This window comes from Vibrio salinus (assembly GCF_021272385.1).
GTDB classification, from domain to species: Bacteria; Pseudomonadota; Gammaproteobacteria; order Enterobacterales; family Vibrionaceae; genus Vibrio; species Vibrio salinus.
Genome location: NZ_JAJSDZ010000010.1, coordinates 38923 through 62474 on the forward strand (window position 1 = coordinate 38923; position 23552 = coordinate 62474).

19 protein-coding genes are annotated in these 23552 nt (G+C 39.8%); 8 read left to right on the forward strand and 11 right to left on the reverse strand.

Translation table 11 applies throughout. From position 1 onward, the window contains the following. Positions 1–41 precede the first annotated feature (41 nt). Positions 42–2105: a RuBisCO large subunit C-terminal-like domain-containing protein gene (locus tag LRQ06_RS21105; RefSeq protein WP_308218832.1), complete on the reverse strand. Its 2064-nt coding sequence runs from the start codon at positions 2103–2105 to the stop codon at positions 42–44. Positions 2106–2107: 2 nt separating this feature from the next. Further along, the gene (locus LRQ06_RS13650; RefSeq protein ID WP_232767269.1) at positions 2108–3439 is read right to left on the reverse strand and encodes a four-carbon acid sugar kinase family protein; all 1332 of its coding nucleotides are present in this window, start codon (positions 3437–3439) and stop codon (positions 2108–2110) included. A gap of 317 nt (positions 3440–3756) precedes the next feature. On the opposite strand from LRQ06_RS13650, the gene glpX reads away from it, so the two are divergent. Beyond that, positions 3757–4776 carry a class II fructose-bisphosphatase gene (gene glpX / locus LRQ06_RS13655; RefSeq protein WP_232768968.1) on the forward strand — a complete coding sequence of 340 codons (1020 nt, stop codon included), beginning with the start codon at positions 3757–3759 and terminating at the stop codon, positions 4774–4776. Positions 4777–4854: 78 nt separating this feature from the next. Here glpX and LRQ06_RS13660 read toward each other — a convergent pair whose 3' ends face one another. Further along, entirely contained in the window at positions 4855–6249 is a 1395-nt protein-coding gene (locus LRQ06_RS13660; RefSeq protein ID WP_232767271.1) for an SLC13 family permease, read from the reverse strand. Positions 6250–6323: 74 nt separating this feature from the next. Between LRQ06_RS13660 and LRQ06_RS13665 the strand changes: the two genes are divergently transcribed. Both LRQ06_RS13665 and LRQ06_RS13670 read left to right on the forward strand, forming a co-directional pair. Then, positions 6324–7133, forward strand: a complete 810-nt coding sequence (locus LRQ06_RS13665; protein ID WP_232767272.1) for an AraC family transcriptional regulator — start codon at positions 6324–6326, stop codon at positions 7131–7133. A 212-nt stretch (positions 7134–7345) separates the two neighbouring features. Then, complete coding sequence (locus LRQ06_RS13670; protein ID WP_232767273.1) at positions 7346–8716, forward strand: GGDEF domain-containing protein; 1371 nt, start codon at positions 7346–7348, stop codon at positions 8714–8716. 53 nt (positions 8717–8769) lie between these two features. On the opposite strand, the gene LRQ06_RS13675 is transcribed toward LRQ06_RS13670, so the two are convergent. Continuing rightward, positions 8770–9237 carry a 2-thiouracil desulfurase family protein gene (locus tag LRQ06_RS13675; RefSeq protein ID WP_308218844.1) on the reverse strand — a complete coding sequence of 156 codons (468 nt, stop codon included), beginning with the start codon at positions 9235–9237 and terminating at the stop codon, positions 8770–8772. A gap of 48 nt (positions 9238–9285) precedes the next feature. After that, positions 9286–9660: a hypothetical protein gene (locus LRQ06_RS13680; protein ID WP_232767275.1), complete on the reverse strand. Its 375-nt coding sequence runs from the start codon at positions 9658–9660 to the stop codon at positions 9286–9288. A gap of 289 nt (positions 9661–9949) precedes the next feature. On the opposite strand from LRQ06_RS13680, the gene LRQ06_RS13685 reads away from it, so the two are divergent. Continuing rightward, positions 9950–12274, forward strand: coding sequence for a sensor domain-containing protein (locus tag LRQ06_RS13685; protein WP_373054851.1), 2325 nt, complete (start codon positions 9950–9952; stop codon positions 12272–12274). On the opposite strand, the gene LRQ06_RS13690 is transcribed toward LRQ06_RS13685, so the two are convergent. Next, on the reverse strand, positions 12269–13660 hold the full coding sequence (locus LRQ06_RS13690; RefSeq protein WP_232767277.1) for an aminotransferase-like domain-containing protein: 1392 nt from the start codon (positions 13658–13660) through the stop codon (positions 12269–12271). The two genes, LRQ06_RS13685 and LRQ06_RS13690, sit on opposite strands and share 6 nt — an antisense overlap. Before the next feature lie 104 nt (positions 13661–13764). Here LRQ06_RS13690 and LRQ06_RS13695 point away from each other — a divergent pair, with 104 nt between their 5' ends. Then, complete coding sequence (locus LRQ06_RS13695) at positions 13765–14775, forward strand: threonine ammonia-lyase (RefSeq protein WP_232767278.1); 1011 nt, start codon at positions 13765–13767, stop codon at positions 14773–14775. Between the two features lie 378 nt (positions 14776–15153). Then, positions 15154–15456: a hypothetical protein gene (locus LRQ06_RS13700; RefSeq protein ID WP_232767279.1), complete on the forward strand. Its 303-nt coding sequence runs from the start codon at positions 15154–15156 to the stop codon at positions 15454–15456. A 112-nt stretch (positions 15457–15568) separates the two neighbouring features. Here LRQ06_RS13700 and panF read toward each other — a convergent pair whose 3' ends face one another. Both panF and LRQ06_RS13710 read right to left on the reverse strand, forming a co-directional pair. Beyond that, positions 15569–17026, reverse strand: coding sequence for a sodium/pantothenate symporter (gene panF, locus LRQ06_RS13705; protein ID WP_232767280.1), 1458 nt, complete (start codon positions 17024–17026; stop codon positions 15569–15571). After that, positions 17019–17297, reverse strand: coding sequence for a YhdT family protein (locus LRQ06_RS13710; RefSeq protein WP_232767282.1), 279 nt, complete (start codon positions 17295–17297; stop codon positions 17019–17021). The genes panF and LRQ06_RS13710 overlap by 8 nt, the downstream gene beginning before the upstream one ends. 798 nt (positions 17298–18095) lie before the next feature. Between LRQ06_RS13710 and LRQ06_RS21225 the strand changes: the two genes are divergently transcribed. Further along, the gene (locus LRQ06_RS21225) at positions 18096–18644 is read left to right on the forward strand and encodes a methyl-accepting chemotaxis protein (protein WP_232768969.1); all 549 of its coding nucleotides are present in this window, start codon (positions 18096–18098) and stop codon (positions 18642–18644) included. Between the two features lie 72 nt (positions 18645–18716). On the opposite strand, the gene LRQ06_RS13720 is transcribed toward LRQ06_RS21225, so the two are convergent. Beyond that, complete coding sequence (locus tag LRQ06_RS13720) at positions 18717–19055, reverse strand: HopJ type III effector protein (protein WP_232767289.1); 339 nt, start codon at positions 19053–19055, stop codon at positions 18717–18719. Positions 19056–19228: 173 nt separating this feature from the next. Between LRQ06_RS13720 and LRQ06_RS13725 the strand changes: the two genes are divergently transcribed. Beyond that, positions 19229–21151, forward strand: coding sequence for a PAS domain-containing sensor histidine kinase (locus tag LRQ06_RS13725; RefSeq protein WP_232767291.1), 1923 nt, complete (start codon positions 19229–19231; stop codon positions 21149–21151). 80 nt (positions 21152–21231) lie between these two features. On the opposite strand, the gene LRQ06_RS13730 is transcribed toward LRQ06_RS13725, so the two are convergent. Together LRQ06_RS13730 and LRQ06_RS13735 are read right to left on the reverse strand one after the other, a co-directional pair. Continuing rightward, the gene (locus tag LRQ06_RS13730; protein WP_232767293.1) at positions 21232–22785 is read right to left on the reverse strand and encodes a DUF3369 domain-containing protein; all 1554 of its coding nucleotides are present in this window, start codon (positions 22783–22785) and stop codon (positions 21232–21234) included. 165 nt (positions 22786–22950) lie between these two features. Continuing rightward, on the reverse strand, positions 22951–23469 hold the full coding sequence (locus LRQ06_RS13735) for a nicotinate-nicotinamide nucleotide adenylyltransferase (protein WP_232767294.1): 519 nt from the start codon (positions 23467–23469) through the stop codon (positions 22951–22953). Positions 23470–23552: the final 83 nt, after the last annotated feature.

Sequence of the window (23552 nt, forward strand, 5' to 3'; positions counted from 1 at the left end):
TCACTTTGTTTCACGTTTCATTCAATAAAGGTATCTGTCAGTTAGGTAATAAGCTGGATGCTGTGTGCAAGCTCTTCTTTGTTAAATACCTTTTTCCAGTCTGGATACAACAGTTTCCCCAACCCATTTTCGATGGCTTTATTACAGGCATCAGAAAACTGACCTTCAACTTCATCGAACATAACTGCAGACAGTATATTCATATGACCCAGCAGGAAATCCCGTGCACAATCATAAGAAACCCCAGCGTCAATCACTTCGTCCATAGCCTGACGCATCGCAGTCAGTAACGTGGCACACACAGTTTCTGTTAAACCGGGCTCAAGCATTGCCATCTGGTGCAATGTCACACGATAAGAGTCCTTAATAGGAGCAAAAATGGTCTTAGCAATATCTTCACCTAAATCCCACGAAGAATCTGGCCCCTGAAGCAGAGTGGAAACAACGCTTTGTTTAGCATATAAGCCACCGAAATGATCATTTCTGGCATTTTCATCCAGCTCTTTATTAAAAATAATTGGATGACATGGGTGAGTAATAAAATATACCAAGTCTTTTCTGTCAGGAAGATGTCCTGCAAACGGTGCTGCAGCATCAAGAATAACGACCATAGTTCCAGAATTGAGGTGTTCGCAAACTTCCGCGCTTATCTTTCCGATCAACGTATCCGGAACAGCAAGAATGACCACATCCGATTTCTTCAGACATTCCGTCTGATCCTGTGGTCCGATAGCATCGATATTTAACGATTCTTTTAAACGTTGACGCCCTTCTTCACTGATTTCCACATGATTTACTTCATAATTCGATTTTTGCAGGTTTCTTGACAAACGCATACCCATTTTGCCACCTGCTCCAATTAAAGATATTGTGGTCATATTCACTCCATTCTTTTTTCTGTTATTTGAAAAATAATCTAATGCCAATGCTAACTCCTTATGAGTAGAGGCATATTCCTTCAGACTCTTATTTCGCAGGCAAGAGTCCCATGCCTGCCGGATAGCTTTGACACCCCCCTGAGCCCCCAATGGATGCCCATGTATGCCACCGCCTCCCAGATACATTAGATCCGTCGATTTATTAGTACGAAGATAGGTTTCCGGAACCTGCCCACCCCATTGCCCAGAGCAGAAGACGGGTAAACAGGCTTTCATCTCACCAAGTGGCTGCGTCACATCTTCATATGCCTGTATAACTGAATCATTGTCCTGCCAGTACTTGCCATCAATACCGTTAATTTGCATATGATCAATCCCGAGCATACGCCAGACTTTTTGCCAGACTCGGAAAGAAATACCCCATTCGCTTCTCTCATTGAATGCCAGCCCATTCGTATGAGCATGCAAAATCACATCGCTAAATTTACTGATGGAGTCTAAGCCACAAATTCCAACCTGATTGACGTTTATCACTGCGGCATCACCGCCTTTTTTTATTAAATAATCATGATTTCGTTCAATTTCACCGATGTCAGAGTGGCAAATGTTAAATGCATAGAGCACTTTTTTTCCGGTTTTTTGCTGCCAGTCATGAATGACCGGCATAATAGAATCAATTCTGTTTTTGACACTTGAATATGGAGGACTCTGTAATTTTTCATCGTCTTTTATAAAGTCGATATCGGCTTCCACTAATAACCTGACTAGTTCCGCACTATCTGATGGAGTAATACCAATATTAGGTTTCAATATTCCACCGATTACAGGACCATGATGTATTCCCAACTTTTTATAAGTTCCTGAAATACCATATTTAGGCCCCCGGAATTGACTTATAAATAACGGTGAAAAATGAATGTCTTCAACCATTAAACTATTAATTGGCTTTATTGAAGAAACACCGCCACATGCAATAGTGAAAATAGCCGATAAATCATAACCTGATAAATCAATTGGATATGAAATAACGATTTTCCCCTGATACTGGAGTCCGTTAAAGATTTGTTCAACGGAAATAATATCAGCGCTAAAATTTCGAAACGCTTCTTTTGACACTTCAGGAATTTTAATAAATGTTCCGGTAGTCTGATCATTACAAATTTTCTCTGCAATTTTTTCCAAACTTAAATAACTGCTTACACGATACGTAACATTAAATCTATCCATGGTTATTCCTCACCGTTAAGCAACTTTACAAAAAAATCATCACCACCTAACTGTCCGCCTTTAAGGGCGACTTCCAGTCCATCAACATTGTTTTTTCTGGAATAAGTTCGGCACAAAGGAACTCCGGGACAAAAAGGTGCAACAAATGTCAATGCATCAACATCCAGACACTGCAAGCAATATCCTGAAGTATCACCGCCTGCCACAGCTAATCTGTCAATCATCTTATTATTCGCAAGCTGCACCGCTATATCTCCAAGAAATTGCCCGAGAATCTGATCAAAAGAATCACAGTCACTTTCTTTTATTAGCGATAAACTTTCGTCGGTGGGTCCCTTAGCCGAATAAACCAATGGTGAGATGTCATCAGCTAATAACGACATACAATATCCTGTTACTTCATCTAAATAAGAGCTGCGCTCACTTGGATTTAAGAGACGGGAGACTTTGAGTTTGATCGGTGAAAAACCATGTTCGATTGCGTAGTCGATTTGTGCACTGGTTATTAGCGAGCAACTACCTGACAAAGCGAGAATTCTTTTTTTACTCTTGATAGCAATATTCTTAATATCAGTGTCTTTAGAATAAATGGCATCTTCGAACCCTGATGAAGACACAGTAAAATGAGTTCCGCTCTGACTATGCTCCCTAATCAAAGCCCCAGCACAGGCCAGAGATTGAGCATCATAGGTGTCAAAAATAACCACTTTTTCATTTCTGATATAATCGGACAAAATTGAGCTTGTGTTTTCCAGGTGATACATAGATAGATTAAGAGACACACAATTATCACTACCCAATGCCTTCATGTGTTGAATTAAATTGGATTCATTCATTGGTGTTGCCGGATGGCAGCTCATTACCGGATGTCTATCAATGGAAAACACTTCTCCTTTATAATCCGCAAACAATTGGCCAAAACATACGTATCTTTTAATTTTAGGGGTACCAACAAGAATAGAAGTCCAGGCAGGCTTAATGATATCGACACCGATATGCATTGCTGCGGATATATTTCCTTTTGAAACATTTGAATCGAAAGTTGAGCAAACTTTATAGTGAACATATTTAGGATTCATCGAATTAAGGAACCGGAAAACAGCCGGTAGTTCAGTATTCATCCATTTGGGATCTTTACTCCTGCTCACGCCTGCCAGACCAATGCATGAATACTCTTCAAACTGAGCCAGTTCTGATGGCTCTGGAATTCGCAACCATAATACTGTCCGCTTTCCTTTAAGACTCAGACTCTCTAAAACGTCTGTAGAACCGGTAAAATCGTCACCATAATAAACTAACTCTTTTTTTCTGGTTAACACCGTTGTTTCTGCCATTGTTCTCACTACCTATTTGTCAAACATTTACCAAACAACTTATGTCATTCCAATCTCCACAAGCTGATTATTTACAATCATTCAATCAAATTAAATCATAAATAAACAATAAAGATTTATGATTAACATTCAATCAACAACTATTAAAAAATTGACGAAATCCACAAAAATAAATCAAATTGAAATAAAACACTAAAATAATACTTTATTTTAAAATTTTATTTTAATATTTAAACTTATGATTAAGTTAACAGAAAATACTGAATTGATTAAATACATTCACAAATGATTAAATTCAATCAAAATGGGATTATATGATGGATGAACAACTTACGTACTCTTTCGTTAAAGTAACCGAGGCTGCTGCAATAGCCAGTTATGACCACTTGGGACAAGGACATAAAAACAAAGCAGATTTGGCTGCAGTGGATGCGATGCGTTATGAACTGAATCAAATGAATATTGATGGACGAATTGTCATTGGCGAAGGAGAAATAGATGAAGCTCCTATGCTATACATTGGCGAACTACTGGGTCAAGGTGGAACCGCATTAGACATCGCCGTTGACCCTATTGACGGAACCCGAATGGTAGCGACTGGTCAGGATAATGCAATAACCGTCCTTGCTGCCACCCCAAAAGACCAAATGTTAGCTGCACCAGATATGTACATGGAAAAACTGGTAGTATCTCCTCAGGCTAAAGGAGTCATCGATCTTGAACGGCCACTCATAACAAACTTAAGAGATATTGCTCGGGCATTATTTAAACCTATAAACCAATTACGTATTGTCACCTTAGCAAAACCACGTCATCAGAAAATGATAAATGAGCTGAGAGACCATGGGGTTCAAATCTTTGAGTACCCTGATGGTGATGTAATCGCCAGCTTACAGACTTGCCTTCCTTACGGTCCTTTTGATGTCATGTACTGCATAGGGGGAGCCCCTGAAGGGGTAATATCAGCAGCTGCCGTCAAAGCTCTGGGTGGAGAAATGCAGGGAAGACTCCTTCTACGTAGTCAGGTAAAAGGAAAAAATGAGCAAAACCTGTCACACGATTCGATTGAATTAGAACAATGTAAAAAATATGGTGCGCAGCTAGGAAAAGTTTATTCAATGAATGAGCTTATTTGTTCACAAGATATCCTATTCTGTGCAACAGGAATTACGGATGGTCACATAAACACCGGAATAAAAAAAACTGATCGTACAATAAGTTGTGAAAGCTTACTGATAGATGGCTGTGGTAACGTCAGGTTAATCCGTAATACTAAGCTATTACCCCCTAATGCGAATCGTTCAGTCAAACCCGTGCACTTAAAAAGTACCGCCTGATACCCGGGACTTGGGGTACATGATTAGGGCCTACAGGCCCTAACGACCAGACTCTGCAATAAAATTTCCTCTGGTAACTCACTGAAACATCCCCAGGTATTCCCACCATACATAATCCAGAGGAGCCAGAATACAAAGAGTAATAATGGTTAACGGAACCGTAATTTTCATTGCATACCCTAAACGCTCATTAGATAACTGCATTCCGACGGTCATTGGACCTGACTGAAAAGGAAACAGAATCGTTGAAAAGCCGATAACCTGTGTCATCAGAACTGCACTGACACTTAAACCGGTGATATCAGATAGCTGATGCGCCATAGGCGTCAGAACAGCTGGAACCCCCGGAAGAGTAGTCACAATCCCGGTAACAAACGACATCACACAAAGAGACATAAAGTTTGTAAAATCAGCCCCTTTTGCCAAGGGTAAAACGTGTATTAACCACTGAGCGATAACGTTACCTAATCCGGTATGTTTCATCACAGCGCTCAGTCCCAGAATTCCGGCAATAAAAAGTAATAAACCAAAATTAATATTTTTTTGAAACTGACCGGGCTCCACCAACTTCAGCCCTGGTAACATCAATACAACAGAAGCAACTAATCCAATCCAGGCCGGACTGATATTGTGAATAGAGTCGGTCATCCAAAACAATAACGTCATAATCAAAATCCCGGAAATCCAATACCGTTTTCTTCGCTCTGTTTTTGTACCGGAATCCGAGTGAATTTTCTCAGAATGAAGACATGTCTGATATACCGGCTTGTCTGGAAAAAACAAAACAATCAATCCGGTAATCAACGCACTTTTAACAATACCCAGAATGGGATAATGAAGTAAAAGATAATTAGCATAGGTAAGATTCAAACCATATAGCGTTTGAGCAGCCCCTGTCAAAACAAGGTTAGGGACATTCGCCGGCAAAATAGCAAAACCAGGGACATGGCAGCCCAATGTTAAAGCTAATGCAATTCCTGTACGCCCTTTACTCCCTGGTACAAATCCAACCTGATCTGCCAGTGCCATACCAATTGGCACCATAAGAACAGCCCTACCCAAAGAGGATGGCATCAAAAAGCCAAGCGCCATGGTAAACAACATCACCCCAGACACTAAAACCAGATAACTTTTTGAAAAATAGCGTTCAAAAAGCTGGCTTATGTACCCACTGAGTCCAACATTTTTAATCGCAATAGCAATAATAAATCCGGAGAAAACCAGCCAGATAGCCGCTGAAGAAAATCCGGAAAAGACAGCAGCTGGCGGCGCTATTTTAAAAATTAACAAAAAAGCAAAAAAAGCAAGGCTAGTCAGATAATTGGGAATAATATTGGTACCCCACAAACTAAGCACAACCAATACCAGACCAAACGTTAATGATTGCTGCTGATTCATATTCTCAGGAGATAAAATTGAGATCACGACAGCAAATAAGAAGACGACAAAGACAATCCATTTTTTACACGACATAACGTAAAACCGTTCAGATTAAAGAGCTTTCGTATTATTCTAATCTTTCCAGATAAATAGAAAATATCGATATCATGACAATAGATAACGAAAATTCGACAAACTATTATCCGTCGGGTCCCGGCCACATTGATGACCCATCGCGACTTATCATTGTCCACGGAAAACAATTTGATTCAGGCGAATTAACCCGTCCGGCTCACTCTCATCCCAGAGCACAATTGGTCTGGTCAAATCAGGGGATAATGAAAGTCACGGTTCCCGGAGCAAAATGGCTGGTCCCTACCAGTCATGCCATATGGGTTCCGGGCGGTATTGAGCATGAGATGTCAGCTAACACAAAAATATCCACCTGCTTCATTTTTGTTGATCAAAATGCCTGCCATTCTATGCCAGATCAGTGCTCCGTTTTACATATGACAAAACTGATGCAGCAGCTATTGATCCATTTCTTAAATTTATCAGAATCCGATGTCCCTGAAGAACAAAGACTTCAGCATCTGTCTTTAGTGATTCTTGATGAATTAGCACAATTATCTGAAACACCTCTCGATCTACCGGCCGGATACAGTGAACGTTTCAAACAAATCACAACGCATTTAATGCAAAACAAATCCGGTTCATTTACTTTAAGTCAGATAGCCGATAACTTTGCCATTGGTTCAAGAACACTAGAGCGCCTTTTTAAGAAAGAAACGGGACTTACTTTTTCTGAATGGATACACAAAATGAAATTCATCCAGGCTATTGAACTACTCAACGAAAATAAAAGCAGCATAGAAATTGCCGCAACATTAGGGTATCGATCTACCAGCGCTTTTATCGCTGCGTTTAAAAAACGATTCGGCACTACGCCACAGGAATATCTTAAATTAACCCGGTAATAATAAAGATCCAATTCACATTACCAACCGAAAATACAACCTAATTTCTACTTTTCTTCTGTTTTTCTTATTATTTATACATAATTTTCAATATGAATTGAATAAAGTGAATTCACCAGAACAATAAGTCTCCGTATTAAACATAAAATTGTCACTATTCATCACGATCTATTAGTATATAAGACATAAATTGAGCTCAGATATAACCACATATGGCATTTTTTAATTTCAAACGCGCATCTATTAAACAAAAAATCAGTGGCCTGTTCATTGTTTTACTGACATTTTTATTTTGCGTCATCATTTTCTCTATCTACAAATTAAAAATTCTGGAGCAGGACCTGAAGGAGGTTGCTTACCTCGATATTCCACTAAACCAAATCGTTACTCAAATCGAATTTATTGAAATGGAACAACACCTCCAACTGGAAGAATACCGACTAGAACAGGATAAAACAGCTCAGGATCTAAAGCCTCACCAAGAACTGGTTTTACAAAAGAGAAAATTAAAAAAATTATTGGACAGAGCCGTTGGACTTCTCGACACAAGTTTAAACAAAAAAACCATTATTCTGGATGAATCCGATCATGAACATGTACTAAATCAATTAGAAAAATACCATTCAGAAAGTGAAGCTTATGAAAAACATCTGAATTATATTTATAGTAAAGACAGTGTAAGCGAAGACGAACTGAATAAAGTGGAACGGTTTTCTTTCCGCCTGGAAAAAGAAGAAAAATCATTGCTTTCTTTGCTGAATAACTTATCGACCAAAGATTCATACTATACCGAAAAACATGAAGAAGATTTTTTTATCATCAACTCTTTCCTTGGTATTTGTGCTCTAATTCTGGGCTTTTTCCTGACCGTCTATATTATCCGGCTTATTATGAACCGGGTGAACAATATTCAGGATAAAATAAAGTCATTTGATGCCTCATTAAATGAAACGGCTACGGTTAAATCACCAGCTTCTCAGCAATTAAAAACCAAGGACGAACTGGAAGAACTTGAATATGATATTCAGGCATTAATGTCAAAACTAACCAAAGAAATACAAACCCGGGAACAGGTAGAGAAACAACTTCTTAAACTGGCAACACGAGATAAACTTACAGACCTGTTTAACCGCCATAAATGGGAAGAAGAAATCAACGCACATATTAAACGGGCACAGAGAGGCTATCCGTTCGGTCTGATCTTTTTAGATGTTGATCATTTCAAAAAAATCAATGATCGCTATGGTCATCCTACCGGCGATCAATTACTTATCAGACTCGCTAAAGAACTAACCGAACGCTTAAGAGATATTGATTTAATTTTTCGTATGGGCGGAGAAGAATTTGCCATTATTTGTCCAATGAAAGATACCTCTCACACACAGAAAATCGCAGACGAAATACGTTCACATATTGAACGTTTAAAAGTCGATGGACTGCCGGGCTTTACTGTCAGCCTGGGAGTATCTACTTACCGCGAAGACGATACGGCAGCCACTTTATTTAAACGGGCAGACATAGCACTGTATAAAGCCAAAAAGAAAGGGAGAAATCAGGTAATCTGTGAGAAAAATGATCTCTAATCGTTGAAAAGCTTCTCTTAGCGACCCACTCGCCGACCTTTCCTGGCAGTCGCTTATTCACTAACTAGCTGTTTTAACAAGTCAATGGTATTGGGACTGAAAACCCGAATACCATTTTGTCTTAAAAGTGCGGCTGTCACGCCTTCCCCAACCTTCTTTATCCCGTTGAAACTGCCATCATAAATGAGGGCACTTCCACACGATGGGCTTGCTTCAGTCAACAAAGCGTAACGAATATTTTCCGATAGGCACATTGCTAATGCTAATTTAGCACCATGGAGAAAGGCTTGTGAAGCGTCGCTGCCCTCCAGATCAATAACCTTTGCTTTCCCAATCAGAACGTCAGCACCTGTTCCTATGTTTATTTCTGCTGAAGGCCTTGGAATAGGCAATCCTGCGGCGACTTCCGGACAAAATGTCACAATGTTAAAATGAGTCTGAATCCAGTCTGAATCTGAACTGCTCATGTTTACACAGCTAGCGTTATAACGTACTTTACTCCCCATCAAACAGGAGCTCACTAATATTTTGTCCAAATAATTTCCCTCATTTTCAGAAACAATACCGATTTATTGTTGATTCTGAGCCTTATTGATTTTTAACCAAAATGCTTCCTGACACAGGTTAATGAAGTTCTTAGATTTGGGTGAAACGTTTAAATGTTCAGGCTCTGCCAACACTTCATAATTAATAAAACATTCTTCACAAACAATATCAGGATTGGTATCTCCAAGTTCTTTTTCCATGCATTTCCTGATAACAACACCATTTTTGAACGTGAAAAGTTGTTCAGAATAATGGGAAACACTCCAATCATCTTCAACTGTTTCTTGCTCCACTGTCTGCTTAACAATCCACTCACTTTCAGGAGAATTTTTAATCAGGGATACATAAGTAAACAAATTGTCCATTATTTCTCTCCCTTCAATTTTTCTAACATACACCAGCTCAGATCCTGTCCAACTTATGCGTCACTGCAATATAATGAACTTCCAGATGGTTGAGTTCAACACCAGTACAAGTACTATACTCAGAAACAACTTTACGAGCTGAATGCATTTTAAACAAATGTAAAAGACTCACACTGTGTAAAATCGTACTTATAATAAATCAGGCTGGTGACTCATGGACATGTTTGGACTGTTTATCCTTCAGGTTGCTCTGTTTTCGATATTTCCTTTGTATTTTACTTCACTGTAAGGCCCTGTCAGAAAAGTATCTTTCTATATTTATATTTCGTTGGTGCTGCTAATCGGTGGTTTTTTCGGTAATGTTTATTCTTTACCCGTTGCGTCCGGCATCAATGTCTCTGGCGGTAACTTATGTTACGGCGCATTTATGATGGCAACTGTACTGTTTGTTCTGATTGAAAAAGATCTGTTCATACTCAGACATATCGTAAGGCTGGTTATTTTTGTGGATCTTTTTAATGTGCTATTTTCTTCTCTGGCCGCAAAAAGTCTGCAAAGTAGCGGTATTATTAATCCTCATAACACATCCTCGTCTTTATTCGACATATCAATACCATTTATTACTTTAGGTGGGGTTTTAATCATATTTGAGCTGTTGTCATTACTGTTCATTTTTGAAAAATTAAAAAAAATTAACATTAATCCTATCTTCACGGCAATTTTATACATCATCGCTTTTATCGCCATATTATGTTTCGATGGAATAGCTTTTCCTCTTATTGCCTTTGGATTCAGTCCGGAAATTGTTACTATCGTTTTCGGAGGACTGGATGGAAAAATCCTCACAGCAGCATTTTTTAGCATCCCGCTTTTACTGTTTGCTCTCATAAAGCGGCAATCTTTTATCTATTACCTCGAATCTGACCATTTCCGCTGGAAACTGTTATTTAAAACCAGCTCACAGCTAATGGAAGAAATGACAGAAAAAGAGTACAGCCTTGATCAGGCAGCAACCGTGTTTAAAAACTCAAATTATGGCCTGGCTTTTGTTAATAATTCCGGACATATTCTGCAAGCAAATCAGTCATTCACCAAAATGCTAAAATTATGTCATGACGATGTGACCAATGGCAAAAGTGTTATCACTTCGCTATTTCAGCATAACGGATTGTTAATTAATCACTCCCAGGTGCTTTCAGATAAATGGCGCGGTGAAGTTACATTCGGTGAAAAATTCAGACATCAGGGATTACTGTCCGTCACCAAAGTCATGTCAGAGACGGAGAAGCAGGCAACTTATGTTTTTTCTCTGGTCAATATTGATGAACAAAAAAACATTCAGAAAAAATTAAATCATCTTGCCCTTCATGACCAACTGACTCAATTACCAAACCGCCGGGTCCTTGATGACAAGTTATCATCTCTCGAAGGTCAACCAGCCAGCCTGTTACTCATTGATTTGGACCATTTTAAAGACGTCAACGATAGTTACGGCCATACTTCCGGAGACAAGGTTCTCAAAGAAATCGCCACCAGACTGTTACTCATTCAAAATGAATATGTAAAAAACTCCGGCTGTCTGTGTCGTACCGGTGGTGATGAATTCGCCTTGCTGATTCAGTCATATGATATTGAGATTACAAAAGAGATCATCAAGTCAGTTCAGGAAAAGCTCCGGAAAGCCATTGTGTTAGATAATCATACCGAAGTGTATATTTCAGCCACAATAGGAGTTAGTTTTCAGTCAATTGGCAAAACCCGGGATCTTCTTCAGGAAGCGGATGCCGGATTATATGAAGCCAAGCGGAACCAAAGAGGAAGCTATGGCATCTACGAAGACAGACTGACCAGAGAAAGCCAGAGAAAACTCACTTTGAGCTCAAAACTGAAAGTTGCGCTTGAGAATGATGCACTTGAAGTCTATTACCAACCACAATACGATCCAAAAACCGAAAAACCAGTAGCATTGGAGGCATTAGCCCGCTGGAATGACCGCGAGTTAGGATGGGTGTCTCCGGAAGAATTTATTCTGGTTGCCGAGGAAACCGGCCTCATCGAAAAATTAGGCAGTTATGTTTTAAGAACAGCCTGTCTTAATGGCTGCGAATGGACAGAGAAGGGGTTTTCAGAATTAAAAATATCGGTCAACGTTTCAGCCTACCAGGTCCGGTTAGGGCGGTTTATTACTCGGTTGGAGAACATTTTAAAACAGACAAATTATCCACCTCATCTTTTAGAACTGGAACTTACGGAATCTGGTTATATAGAACGGGAAAAAGAAGTATTACCGGTACTGGAAAAAATAAAAACGCTGGGAATCGGTCTGGCAATTGATGATTTTGGTACGGGCTACTCATCTTTATCCTATCTCTCTAAAATGCCCTGGGATACATTAAAAATTGATCGGAGTTTTGTTTCTGATATACCGGAAAACCCGGAACAATGCCAGCTAACATCAACCATCATACAAATGGCTCATGCACTGAAACTGAATATTGTTGTCGAAGGTGTCGAGACCAAAGAGCAGCTAGACTTTGTCTCCGGAAAAGGTTGTCAGCTAATTCAGGGATATTATTACTCACGGCCATTGCCGAAAGCAAAAATCACAGCATTACTGAAAGCCAATCCGGCACACAGTGGCTCATAAATCAAAATCATAAACCGGGCTTGATACCAGAAGCCGTTTTAACGCCTGAAGTCCTTTCATCATTTGACTTTGATTCACTGCTGAACTTAGCGACACCCGGATAGCCGGTAGAATATGACCGGCTGGCGGCGTAAATTGCTCGGCCGACTTAATCAAAATATTTTCTTCCTGCGCAGATTTCATAAAATCACTCAAACGCCAGTTTTCAGGTAAAGGCAGCCAAATATGAAAGCCGTCACCATGGGTATCAGGGGATACATCACCAATATACTCAAGTGCAGACTGCATACGCTGAGCGCTCTCTGAGCGAATATCTCTCAGCACCACATCAAGTTTCCCAGAGTAAATCAATTCGCAAATTAATCCGGTTAATAATGGGCTTGTCATCCAACTGTGGTTTTTTAAGACAACTGAAAGTTGTTGAAACAACGCTTTGGGCGGCTGGATATAGCCAACCCGTAAACCCGGCGCTAAACATTTAGAAAAAGAGCCGATATGAATCACCCTTTCCGGCGATAAATTCACAAAAGGAACAGGAGAATTCTCTGGCAGAAATCCGTTTACGTCATCTTCGATGATATATACATTGTGGCGGTCACATATTTCAATGATTTCCTCACGCCGTTCAGTCGGCATCGTCAAAGTCGTCGGATTCTGCAGCGTCGGATTTAAATACACAAACCGCGGTTGGTACTGAACACAGGCATTTTCCAACGCAGAAGGCAACATTCCATCACTATCAAACGCCACCCCTTTTATAGTAATCTGCTTATGACGAGCCATGCTGAATAGGCCCGGATAGGTCAACGTCTCTGTTAAAATGGTATCGCCGGACCGGGTAAATGTATCCAGAATCATCTGAATTCCATGTTGGACACCTGACGTAAATAAAAACCGTTCTTTTTTAATGGCCCGACCTTTCTCCTGCAACCAGGATGCAACAATTGCCCGGTGAGATTCACAACCAACAGAAGGCTGATATGCTAACAATGGCATTAAAGATGAATCCGATTCGGATAATGCCACCATAGCACGACGTATTGCTGAGTTCTGCCCCACCGACGGTGGTACGTTGTATGCAAAATTCCATTTATCCGACTTTCCATCACCCAGTCCATCGAACTCCCAGTACCCTTTCTGTTTATCAACGACATAAGTTCCAGCGCCCACTCTGGCTTCCACGGCCCCAAGCCGCTCCGCTTCTGCATAAGCTCTTGTTACTGTGCCAACCGTCACCCCAAGTTGCTCAGCTAAAGCCCTGTGGGTCGGCAATTTATGATTTGGCTCTAAAATACCTTTGTTTATCAATTCAGAAATCTGCCCGGCAATTTGTTTATATATTGCCGTTCCACTTTGCTTAGATATGTCTATCTTTATAATTGTCATGGTAACAATAAATCATTTGTTTATATTAATAACCATTGATACCATAAAAATTAAGACATTTAAACTTAAAAATTAAAATTGTATCGATACAAAAGGAAATAACAATGGACAGTTTAAAAAACTACCCAATTTCACTCTATGAGGCACTCAAAGCAAAATCCGTCATCTCTGGATATCTCTCGGCGTCACCATTATACAGATATGAAAACCTCAGCCAGTTTCTAAACTGCAACGCCTACATTAAACACGAAAATTACAATATGACCGGTAGTTTTAAAATCCGGGGAGGACTCAATCTGATGTCACACATCAGGCAAAATCATATAAACGGAGTAGTTACCTTCTCAACCGGGAATCATGGCTTATCCGTTGCGACATCGGCCAGTATGAATAACATTCCGTCCATTATTGTTGTCCCGGAAGGAACGCCACGAGCTAAAGTTCAACTAATCGAAAATGCCGGCGCAAAGGTTATCGAAGCCGGTAGCAACTTCGATGAATCTGCCAGAGTGGTTTTAGATATCAATGAAAACAAAGGGTTTTATAATGTACACCCAGCAAATGAACCATTGTTGATCAATGGTGTTGCGACTGAATTTCTGGAAATTCTGGACAAGCTTCATAATATTGATGCCATTATTCTTCCTCTGGGAGGAGGAAGTGAAGTTGCAGCTGCAATCACGGTTTTCAAAGCTTTGAAACCCGCAATTGAAATTTATGCAGTTCAGGCCAAAGCTTCTGATGCGGCCTATGTATCATGGAAATCTAAATCAGTTTGTGAGCGTGATAACACGACGTTTGCCGGTGGCTTTGCAACCGGGACAGCCTACTCAACAACATTCAATATTTATAAAAATTCACTAACTGATTTTGTTCTGTTAAACGAGAACGAAATTCTGCAAGGCATCGCACTGTCCGCTCACTACACACATAATATGGTCGAAGGGGCCGGAGGAGCAACACTTATGGCGGCCTGGAAGCTAAGAAAACAATTAGAAGGAAAAAATGTTGTTATGCAGTTCAGTGGAGCCAATGCCTCTGCGGAGGAAATCAATCGGGCTCTTAATTTATCAACATTCCGGGATGGACAAGTCATTATCAATGGAAGCGAATAATTAATAATGTTAAATCAGCAGGTTATTAAGTTGAGGAAGTGCACAAATTTGCGTTGCTATAAAAAAATAAACCAGCGACGTGAGCAAGGTATACAAACTGTCAATCTAAAGTAGTAGACTTTGCCTCAGTGGTAGAAAATATCTGCAAAACCACAGAATGAAGATATGACGGTGGATCATTCAGGAGGAGGACTAATTAGCGGGATGGCTAGAATTACCGGCCTATTTTCTCATTTAGCGAGCAATTGAAAAATTGAAGAGGGAGCTAAAGCCTTATCCAATTCAGTTTGATTCATACTGACGGTAATGAGGCAGAGTATTAATAGGATTTTATCATCGTTGCTTTAATAGAGTTTATTAAAATAATAAGGTGATCCTATGATGATTATCGGTAAATTAAATCAGGTATTGCAACAATCCGCAGATGGTCATATGGCAGTAATTGAAGTACGGAATCTTGAGCCCGAGGCTGATACGGATGTAAAAAGTCTTCTCAGATTTAAAGATAAAGTAAGCAGAATAGATATTGACGATGATACTATTTACGAATTACATGGTGACTATGTCAAGAATGACAGGTGGGGACGTGTTTTTGCCGTCAGCGCAATTAAATCTGTTAACTTGGATAGAATGAGACATTTACCGGCAGCCTTAAGGTTGGTAACCCTTATGGGTAAATAATGGTTCGCCTGTAAGACGAAAACATGAAACTATCGGTGACACGATTAAATAATTGCCATCGATAGTTTTTTGGTTACTTTGTCACCTAATATCCCTATCCTTTTTATCTTTATTAGCTTTCTGCTATTGCTTTCGCTGAAACAGCTGGCCTGAACAAACTGACCGCAACAAATACAAATAACCCCAGCAACAATGTCGGAATAATAGGATGAATCCCCATCATATCAGGCTTGATAAACATTAAGGCAATATACGTTCCAAGACCGGTTACCATGGAACAAATAGCTCCCGAAGCTGAAGCTCTGACCCAGTACAAACCCAAAATTAATGGCCAGAGGAAAACGGCCTGTAATCCTCCTAAGGCCATCAGATTAAGCCAGATAATCATATCCGGTGGGTTCGTTGCCGCAAAAAACACCAACAGAGCAAACACACCGGTAATCCATAATGATAATTTATTGAGCTTACGTTCCGCATTTTGCTCTTCCAGTACTCTTGGGTTTATATAATTCATATATAAATCTTTCAGTAAGGTAGCAGAAGCCTGAATCAATTGAGAATCAATGGTTGACATGATTGCGGCCATCGGGCCGGCCAGAAAAATCCCCGCAAACATGGGAGGCAGCACTGTCATCATCAGGGTTGGCATAATTTGGTCAGGGCTGCCGACATCCGGAACAATAGCCCTTCCCAACGCACCGGATAAATGGGTACCTAACATGAGTAAAGCCATCATAACGGTACTAATGATCATACCTTTATGAAGAGAACGGCTGTCTTTGTATGACATACAACGGACAGCAGCATGAGGAAGTCCAATAACACCGAAACACACCAATACCCAAAAGCTCAGAATAAATGGCTGGCTGATAAAATGATCCGGACCATAAGGTGTAACCAGAGCAGGATCAATATCATGCAATTTAGTCATGATATGCCCAAGCCCCCCACCAGTATAAATAACACCACATAAAAGAACCATTGTACCAATAAGCATCATGACTCCCTGAACGGTATCTGTTAATACCACAGCCCGGAAACCACCAATCGTGGTGTAGAGCGCAACCGTTCCGGCAAAAATCATCAATCCGACTTCATATGGTAAGCCGGTTACGGTTTGCAATAACCGGGCACCACCGACAAATTGCACTACCATGGTACCGAAAAAGGCAAGTAACAACGTCAGTGAAGCAAGAATCACCACCGCTCTGCTTTGAAAACGGGCAAACAGAATATCATTCAGAGTCAGAGCGTTATGTTTACGGGCTTCTATTGCAAACCGTTTGCCCAAAACACTCAATGTCAACCATGTGGCTGGAAGCTGAACCATAGCAAGTAATACCCACCCCAGCCCCATTTTATAAGCGGCTCCGGGACCACCAATAAAACTACTTGCGCTCGCATAGGTCGCAGCCAGAGTCATTGCCAGAACAAATCCCCCCATACTGCGGTTGCCAACAAAGTACTCCTTTAGAAAATTACCAGCCTTTTTATGTTTTTGAGTCAAAAATGCTAATGCAAAAACAGTCAGTATATAAATAATAAGTGGAATAATAAGAGAACTATTCATAATCAGTGTCATTCTGTGGTTCTAAAGGGGCATCCCGGTAAATCACTTTCACCATCAGTGCACATAATATTGTAAAGATTACCGGCCCAACAATACAGGAAAGCAAAAACCAAAGAGGAAATCCCCAGTACAAAGCAGGCATTGAGGAATCGCCCGGAGCTGGTGAAAAACCATAGGCAGTCACATACCACCAGACAAAATATCCTAAGGCAAGAGCCACAGCCCAGATGGCTTCTCTTGTTGCCTGCTTATATATTTTTTCGATCTGCATTAATAACTCCATAAATCTAAGAAAATGCATGACGATGTTCTTCTTCACCCCATGACAAGGCAATCACTTTTCTGTTCGTATAAGGACCATCGGGTTACCATAGTCAGAACAAGATACCTACAAAATTTTGCGCATAATTTACCTCTCCGTGGTAATCAGTGCAATCAACAGGCAAGGTCAAAGGCAAATTTCACTGTTCTCATTAAGAAAATCAAATGCTTCAGTGAAAACAATTTCAGCAAACAGTATCGGTATTGAGAAAATAATTAGTTTTTTCAGTAAATCTTTGATTTAATCCTTTCTCAACGCTTTTTTATCGCCGTACTTTCGAGATCGTTTATGTTTTCCAATTCATTTATTAAAAGAAAATTAGCAATAGGTAATACTGTCGCTCTGATTGTTATCCTGTCCTATTTTCTGTTTTCAGAGACCACCAGTATTGCTCACATAATTACCGCGCTGTGTTTAATTGGTTTGCTCAACGTTTATATTGTGTGTCATGCCCTTTATCATTTTGTCAATCAAATAGATAAAGACATTTCATCTTATCTAACAGATAAAGGGGCTTTTCCGTTTACTACCAAAAAAAATCATCCTTCCACTCTCTTATCAGGGAAATTGTCTGTTTTATTTAAATACAATGATGAGAATGAGAAAAAACTCAAGCAAATCAAAATTGAAAATGCTCATTACGAAGCTGAGATAAACCGCATTAATTCTGACAATGAAAAGCGGCGTTCTGGCCAGGAACAGATCATCAATGAAAAAGAGACAGCCCTGAATGAGTTGACGAATATAATGCAACAACTCTCTCTAGACGTGGCAGAATCATCAAAATACATACTGACCATCAAAGAAGATGTAGCAAAAAGTTGTCAGAACCTGTCAGCATCGGTATCAGCGACAAAAGACGATGCAACATTCATAAGCAACTTCAAAGCTCAAATTGAACATTTAGGCGTCAGCGTATCCGCCATTAATAACCTGGCTCAGGATATCGGGGATATTTCGGATCAAACCAATTTATTAGCGCTGAATGCGGCTATTGAAGCGGCCAGAGCCGGTGAACAGGGAAGAGGTTTTGCGGTTGTCGCTGATGAGGTCCGGAATCTGGCAACCCGGGCCCACTCTTCCAGCACACAGATTGAACAAAGTATTGAGTCTATTGTAGGAGAAACACAGAAATCAGCCCAGGCTATGGAACACATTAGCTCTAATGTTGATCAGGCTGTTATTTATACAAATGCAGAAAAAGAGCTGATGGAAAGCATCGAAGCTAAACTGGAAGAGCTTAATGCACAAATTTCTAATATTCTTCTGACTGCCAATCAAAACATAAGCCTCTAGGAAGACGCCTTGTCACTTTCTTTACAATTAAGAAAAAACATCAATCCTGGATCTTACATCCAGGATTGAACCCTATTTCAATGCTTCAGCATCAAACTTTATTCCCTTCCAACCCGAGAGAATAAAGTTCCGGATATTCTGATGATCCTTATTCTCAGGATGTTTTAACACATCGTTTCGATAAAAATCGCCAAAACAGGAAAGAGTCTGTTGCTCATCCAATCCCATTCGTCTTGCAAAAGAGAAAATTTTGCAAGACCCGTTATTCTGATTGGCTTCATTAACTAAATTTCCATTAACAAAACGAGTCGGAGTAAAATCAAATTCACTATCAATTACTTCAATAACCTGAAAAAAATCGATCCTATCTGGCTCTGATTTAATATAAGCAATCAGTTGCTCTTTATTCATTCACTTAATTCCTTTTTTCTTCATATTTTTCTACCAAATAATCAGTTTATGCATATAAAAATCAAAGTAAAGTCTCATAAGATTAGTCTCATACTATACTTTATTTATCCAACCTTATTATATTTGAAATAATTTCATCACTACTCGTTAACCACTTGCAGAAGGTATCGTAAATGTCAGCTTTTATGACTGATAACGTTAGAAGACCCACTGACAGCAGACTAGGAAAACGAATCATTCTGCTATTAATTATTATCAGTGGGACCATCACTTTTCTTGCAACGTCGACTCAGCTTTTTTTCTCATACAAACAACAAATGAATGAGATAGAAAAAAGACAACACGAAATTGAAACCATACAACTGAACCTTCTGGCCTCCGCCTTATGGGATTTTGATTTAACTCTTCTCCAGCAACGGCTGGATGCTTTGGTTAACATTCCTCATATTGACTATCTTCATATTGATGCCGGTACATACAAAATGGATGCAGGTAAAAAAGTAACCGGCTCTTTATCATCAAAAAACTACGACATTATCTATTATTCCCCCGTTAATAATTTAAAGGAAAAAGTGGGGACTCTTTATCTGGAATCAGGAACAGACAGAGTTTACGAATCTTTAATAAATCAATTTTTTACTATATTTTTCATAAACTTATTTAAGACAATTATTGTGTGTTACATAATACTGATCGTTTTTCACTACAGTATTAATGAACGATTATTTACCATAATGAAGTATCTTCGAACCTATAACCCCAGACATGCCAAACATACTTTACGGGTTCATAACCACAAACTCATCACTTCCGAGCATGATGAAATCACAACTCTGGCCTTTGATGTAGATAAACTCACCACCAATCTGACCAAGTTATATCAAAACCTTAAAGAAGAAGAAAAAAGGCTCCAGGACTTTGCAGAAGTTTCATCGGACTGGCTATGGGAAACCGATAATCAGTTAAAACTCATCTATTGTTCAGATGAAATGCGACATTCATTAAATCTACCGGAAAAATCATCGATTAACCTCCTTGAGATAATACCTTTGGCATCGAATAAGGACTTTGTAAACGCAGTCGAATCCAAACAATCCTTTGATAAACTGGAAATACAACTTACGCTTTCCGAGGGTAATCACCACCTTCTCTTTCAGGGTAAAGCCCTATATAAGAAAGAACCGTTTGAATTTATCGGATTCAGAGGAACCGCCATCAATATTTCAGAACTGAAAGAAGCTCAGATACGACTGAAACAAATGAATGATAATCTGGAATCAACAGTTCAGGAAAGAACCAAAGAACTTAACGAAAGCATGGCCCAACTAAAAAAAACGCAAAACCATCTGATTGAAAGCGAAAAACTAGCGGCATTAGGCGGTCTGGTTGCCGGGGTATCCCATGAAGTCAATACCCCACTGGGAATATCGGTAACGGCTTCATCCGTCATTCAGGAAGCCGTTACCGATTTATCCACCGCTTTTCAGGCACAAACCTTAACAACCGAACAATTTCAGGAACAAATGGAGAAACTCACCTCAGGAACTGAACTCTTAGAACAGAATCTGAACCGGGCCGCTAAACTGGTGAAAGATTTCAAACAAACCGCCGTCGACCAGGTCTCCGAAAGCCGGGATAAGTTTAATATTCACCAAATTCTGTCCTCTCTGATTGCGAGCTTACACCCGGTCACAAGAAAACTACCGGTTGAACCCATTTTGGATGGAAATGAATCACTCATCATGAACAGCCTTCCCGGAGTGATTACTCAGGTGATTTCTAACTTAGTAATGAATAGCGTTAATCACGCTTTTGATAATGAGTCTGCACCTGAAATCTACATCGGTTTTAAAGAAGAAGGAAACAAAATCATATTTGAATACCGGGATAATGGTAAAGGTGTTCCCAAACACCTGCACAAAAAAATATTTGAGCCATTCTATACCTCAAAAAGAGGTAAAGGCGGATCCGGTTTAGGATTGAATCTGGTCTATAATCTCATTAATCAAAAACTGAAAGGTGAACTGGAATTTTCATCCGAAGAAGGACACGGCGTGTTTTATAAAATCACACTGCCTAAAGAATTGGAACATTAAGACAAACTCATGCCAGTATTATCGCTTACGCCCACAGTCATCCTTTAAAAAGAATATGTGGGCGTTTATAAAAACGATGTTTACTCTTCATCCGGTAATTGATTGCGGATGTCTATAAATTCATCCCAGTGTTCAAGAAAAATATCGACAAGTTTTGGCTCAAAATGTTTTCCCCTCTGAGCCAGAATTTCTTTCTTGATGTCTTCATCAGGCCATGGTTTTTTATAACTTCTGACAGCGCCAAGCGCATCAAAAACATCGGCTATCGCAACAATACGACCGGAAATTGGAATAGACTCTCCACTAATGCCTTTCGGATAGCCGCTACCATCCCACTTTTCATGATGATAACCAGCAATTTCCATCGCTGCCTGCATTAAGGGACGATCGGAACGACTTAAAATTTCCACCCCAAAATCAACGTGTTTTTGCATAGTTTCCCACTCTTCCGCATCCAGCTTACCGGGTTTATGAAGAATCCTGTCAGGAATCGCCACTTTACCTACATCATGAAGAGGAGAAGCGTATTGAATTAACATTACATCGTGCTCTTCAAGCCCATACAAGCGAGCCAGTTTTTCGCTGATCAAAGAAACCCGCTGCACATGAGCCCCAGTTTCACGACTTCTGGCTTCCACTGCATTAGAAAGGCTGAACACCAGTTCTTTCGACGTTTCCTGAAGATCCACAAACAGATTAATGTTTTCAAAGGTGAGCGCAATATTATGCATATAGAGCTCTAATAGCTGAATATCATGATCAGATAAACAATCTTCAAGCTTCACATAAAGGATATTGTCATAACCACGATCATCATTAAGATAAAAGACATAGCTATCATCAAATTTCATTGAATGATGGCAATTAAGAACATCCCGACAACGATGCGCAACGTTTTCCGGCAGCATACTGATACGGCTGTTACGATAAAAAGAAACAAACTCACCGGTCGCTGCAACCATTAACGTTTTGTTGTCTTCACCATCATCATCTTTAGGCTTAACAATACAATAAAAAGCAGATGACTCTAACTTCAGTAGTGATGTTAACTGCGCTAAAACCGTTGACGCATAGCTCTCCAGTGTTTTGGTATTCTGCACCTTAGCGGAGGCTTCAATAACCAGACTCAATCCTTTCTTCTGTTCCTCTATCATACAAAGATCCCGGTAAGATCTCAGCATAGAGTAAAGCAATGTCCTGAGTTTCTGTGTCGTCAGTTCCGTTTTTTCTTTGTAGTCATCTATTTCATAATCTTTGATGACATTATCTTCAGGTGCCTGCCCCGCCTGACCAGTCCTCAAGACCAATCGTATCAGGCTATTGTCCATATCTTCACGAATGTATCTGACCAATTCTAAACCGGCATGCTCCGTCTCCATAACAACATCAATTAATGCAAGAGCAATATCATCTTCCTGCTGGCAAATTTGCTTTGCTTCTTCACCGGAATAGGCAGAAATTAATTCAAGTTTTCTTTGCTGAAAAGAAAAGCCACTCAAAGCCAATTTGGTTACCTGATGAACCTGTACATCATCATCAACAAGTAAAACTTTCCAGCACGGTTTCTCCTTATTGTCTTGCACCGTATCATTCGTTTTTGCTTGATCCGACTTTTTATCAGCGAATAACTCCATATTGGCTCCACTTATAATTATCTACTTATTAAGTTTTAGCACAATCTGAAAAATTTGTTGAAGAGAAAAAGAGAAATAATGGAGAATCTCGAGCTATTTATGCGAAATAATTTCAATACCTTGCATTACCTTCAGATAACATAAACATGGGGAAACCAGACTATGCTACCGGGTATATAGATGACGTTTTGCTATCAGAGAAACAACTTGTGGTGTGGTAAGTTCTGAGATCGACCTTTTTTCAGCCAGATATTGCCTTATTGTTGTACTTCTGACCGGCACTCTTTCCGGACAGGCAAGAACAGAAAAACGCTGCAAAATGTCACTTGCCCGGTGGAACTTCTTAAAAGCAAACAAATTATCCGGGCCAAGAATAAACGTTAACTCACTTTCCGGATGGCACTGCTGCAAAAAATCCAGCACATCAAACGTGGTCACAACCTGCTCTGGTTTTACTAAGCGTTCTTCAACATCAGAACGGTGAACATTCGGCATGTTCAGGTCAAGTATAAAAGCATCAACCAATTCACACCGGATGTCGTAATCAAGCATGTCTTTTCCCCATGCATGGGCAATACTTGGAACAAGTAGTATTGAATCATAATGAGAAATCGACTCAATGATGCTTTTATGGCCTAAGCTGGGAGGATTAAAAGCACTACCAAAAACGGCAATTTTATTCATGTGGTTCCTTCTGCTGTAATAGTTGTCTGCATGAAAACAGAGTCGCTATGATACTACGAATAATCGGTGATTTCCTACCCGAT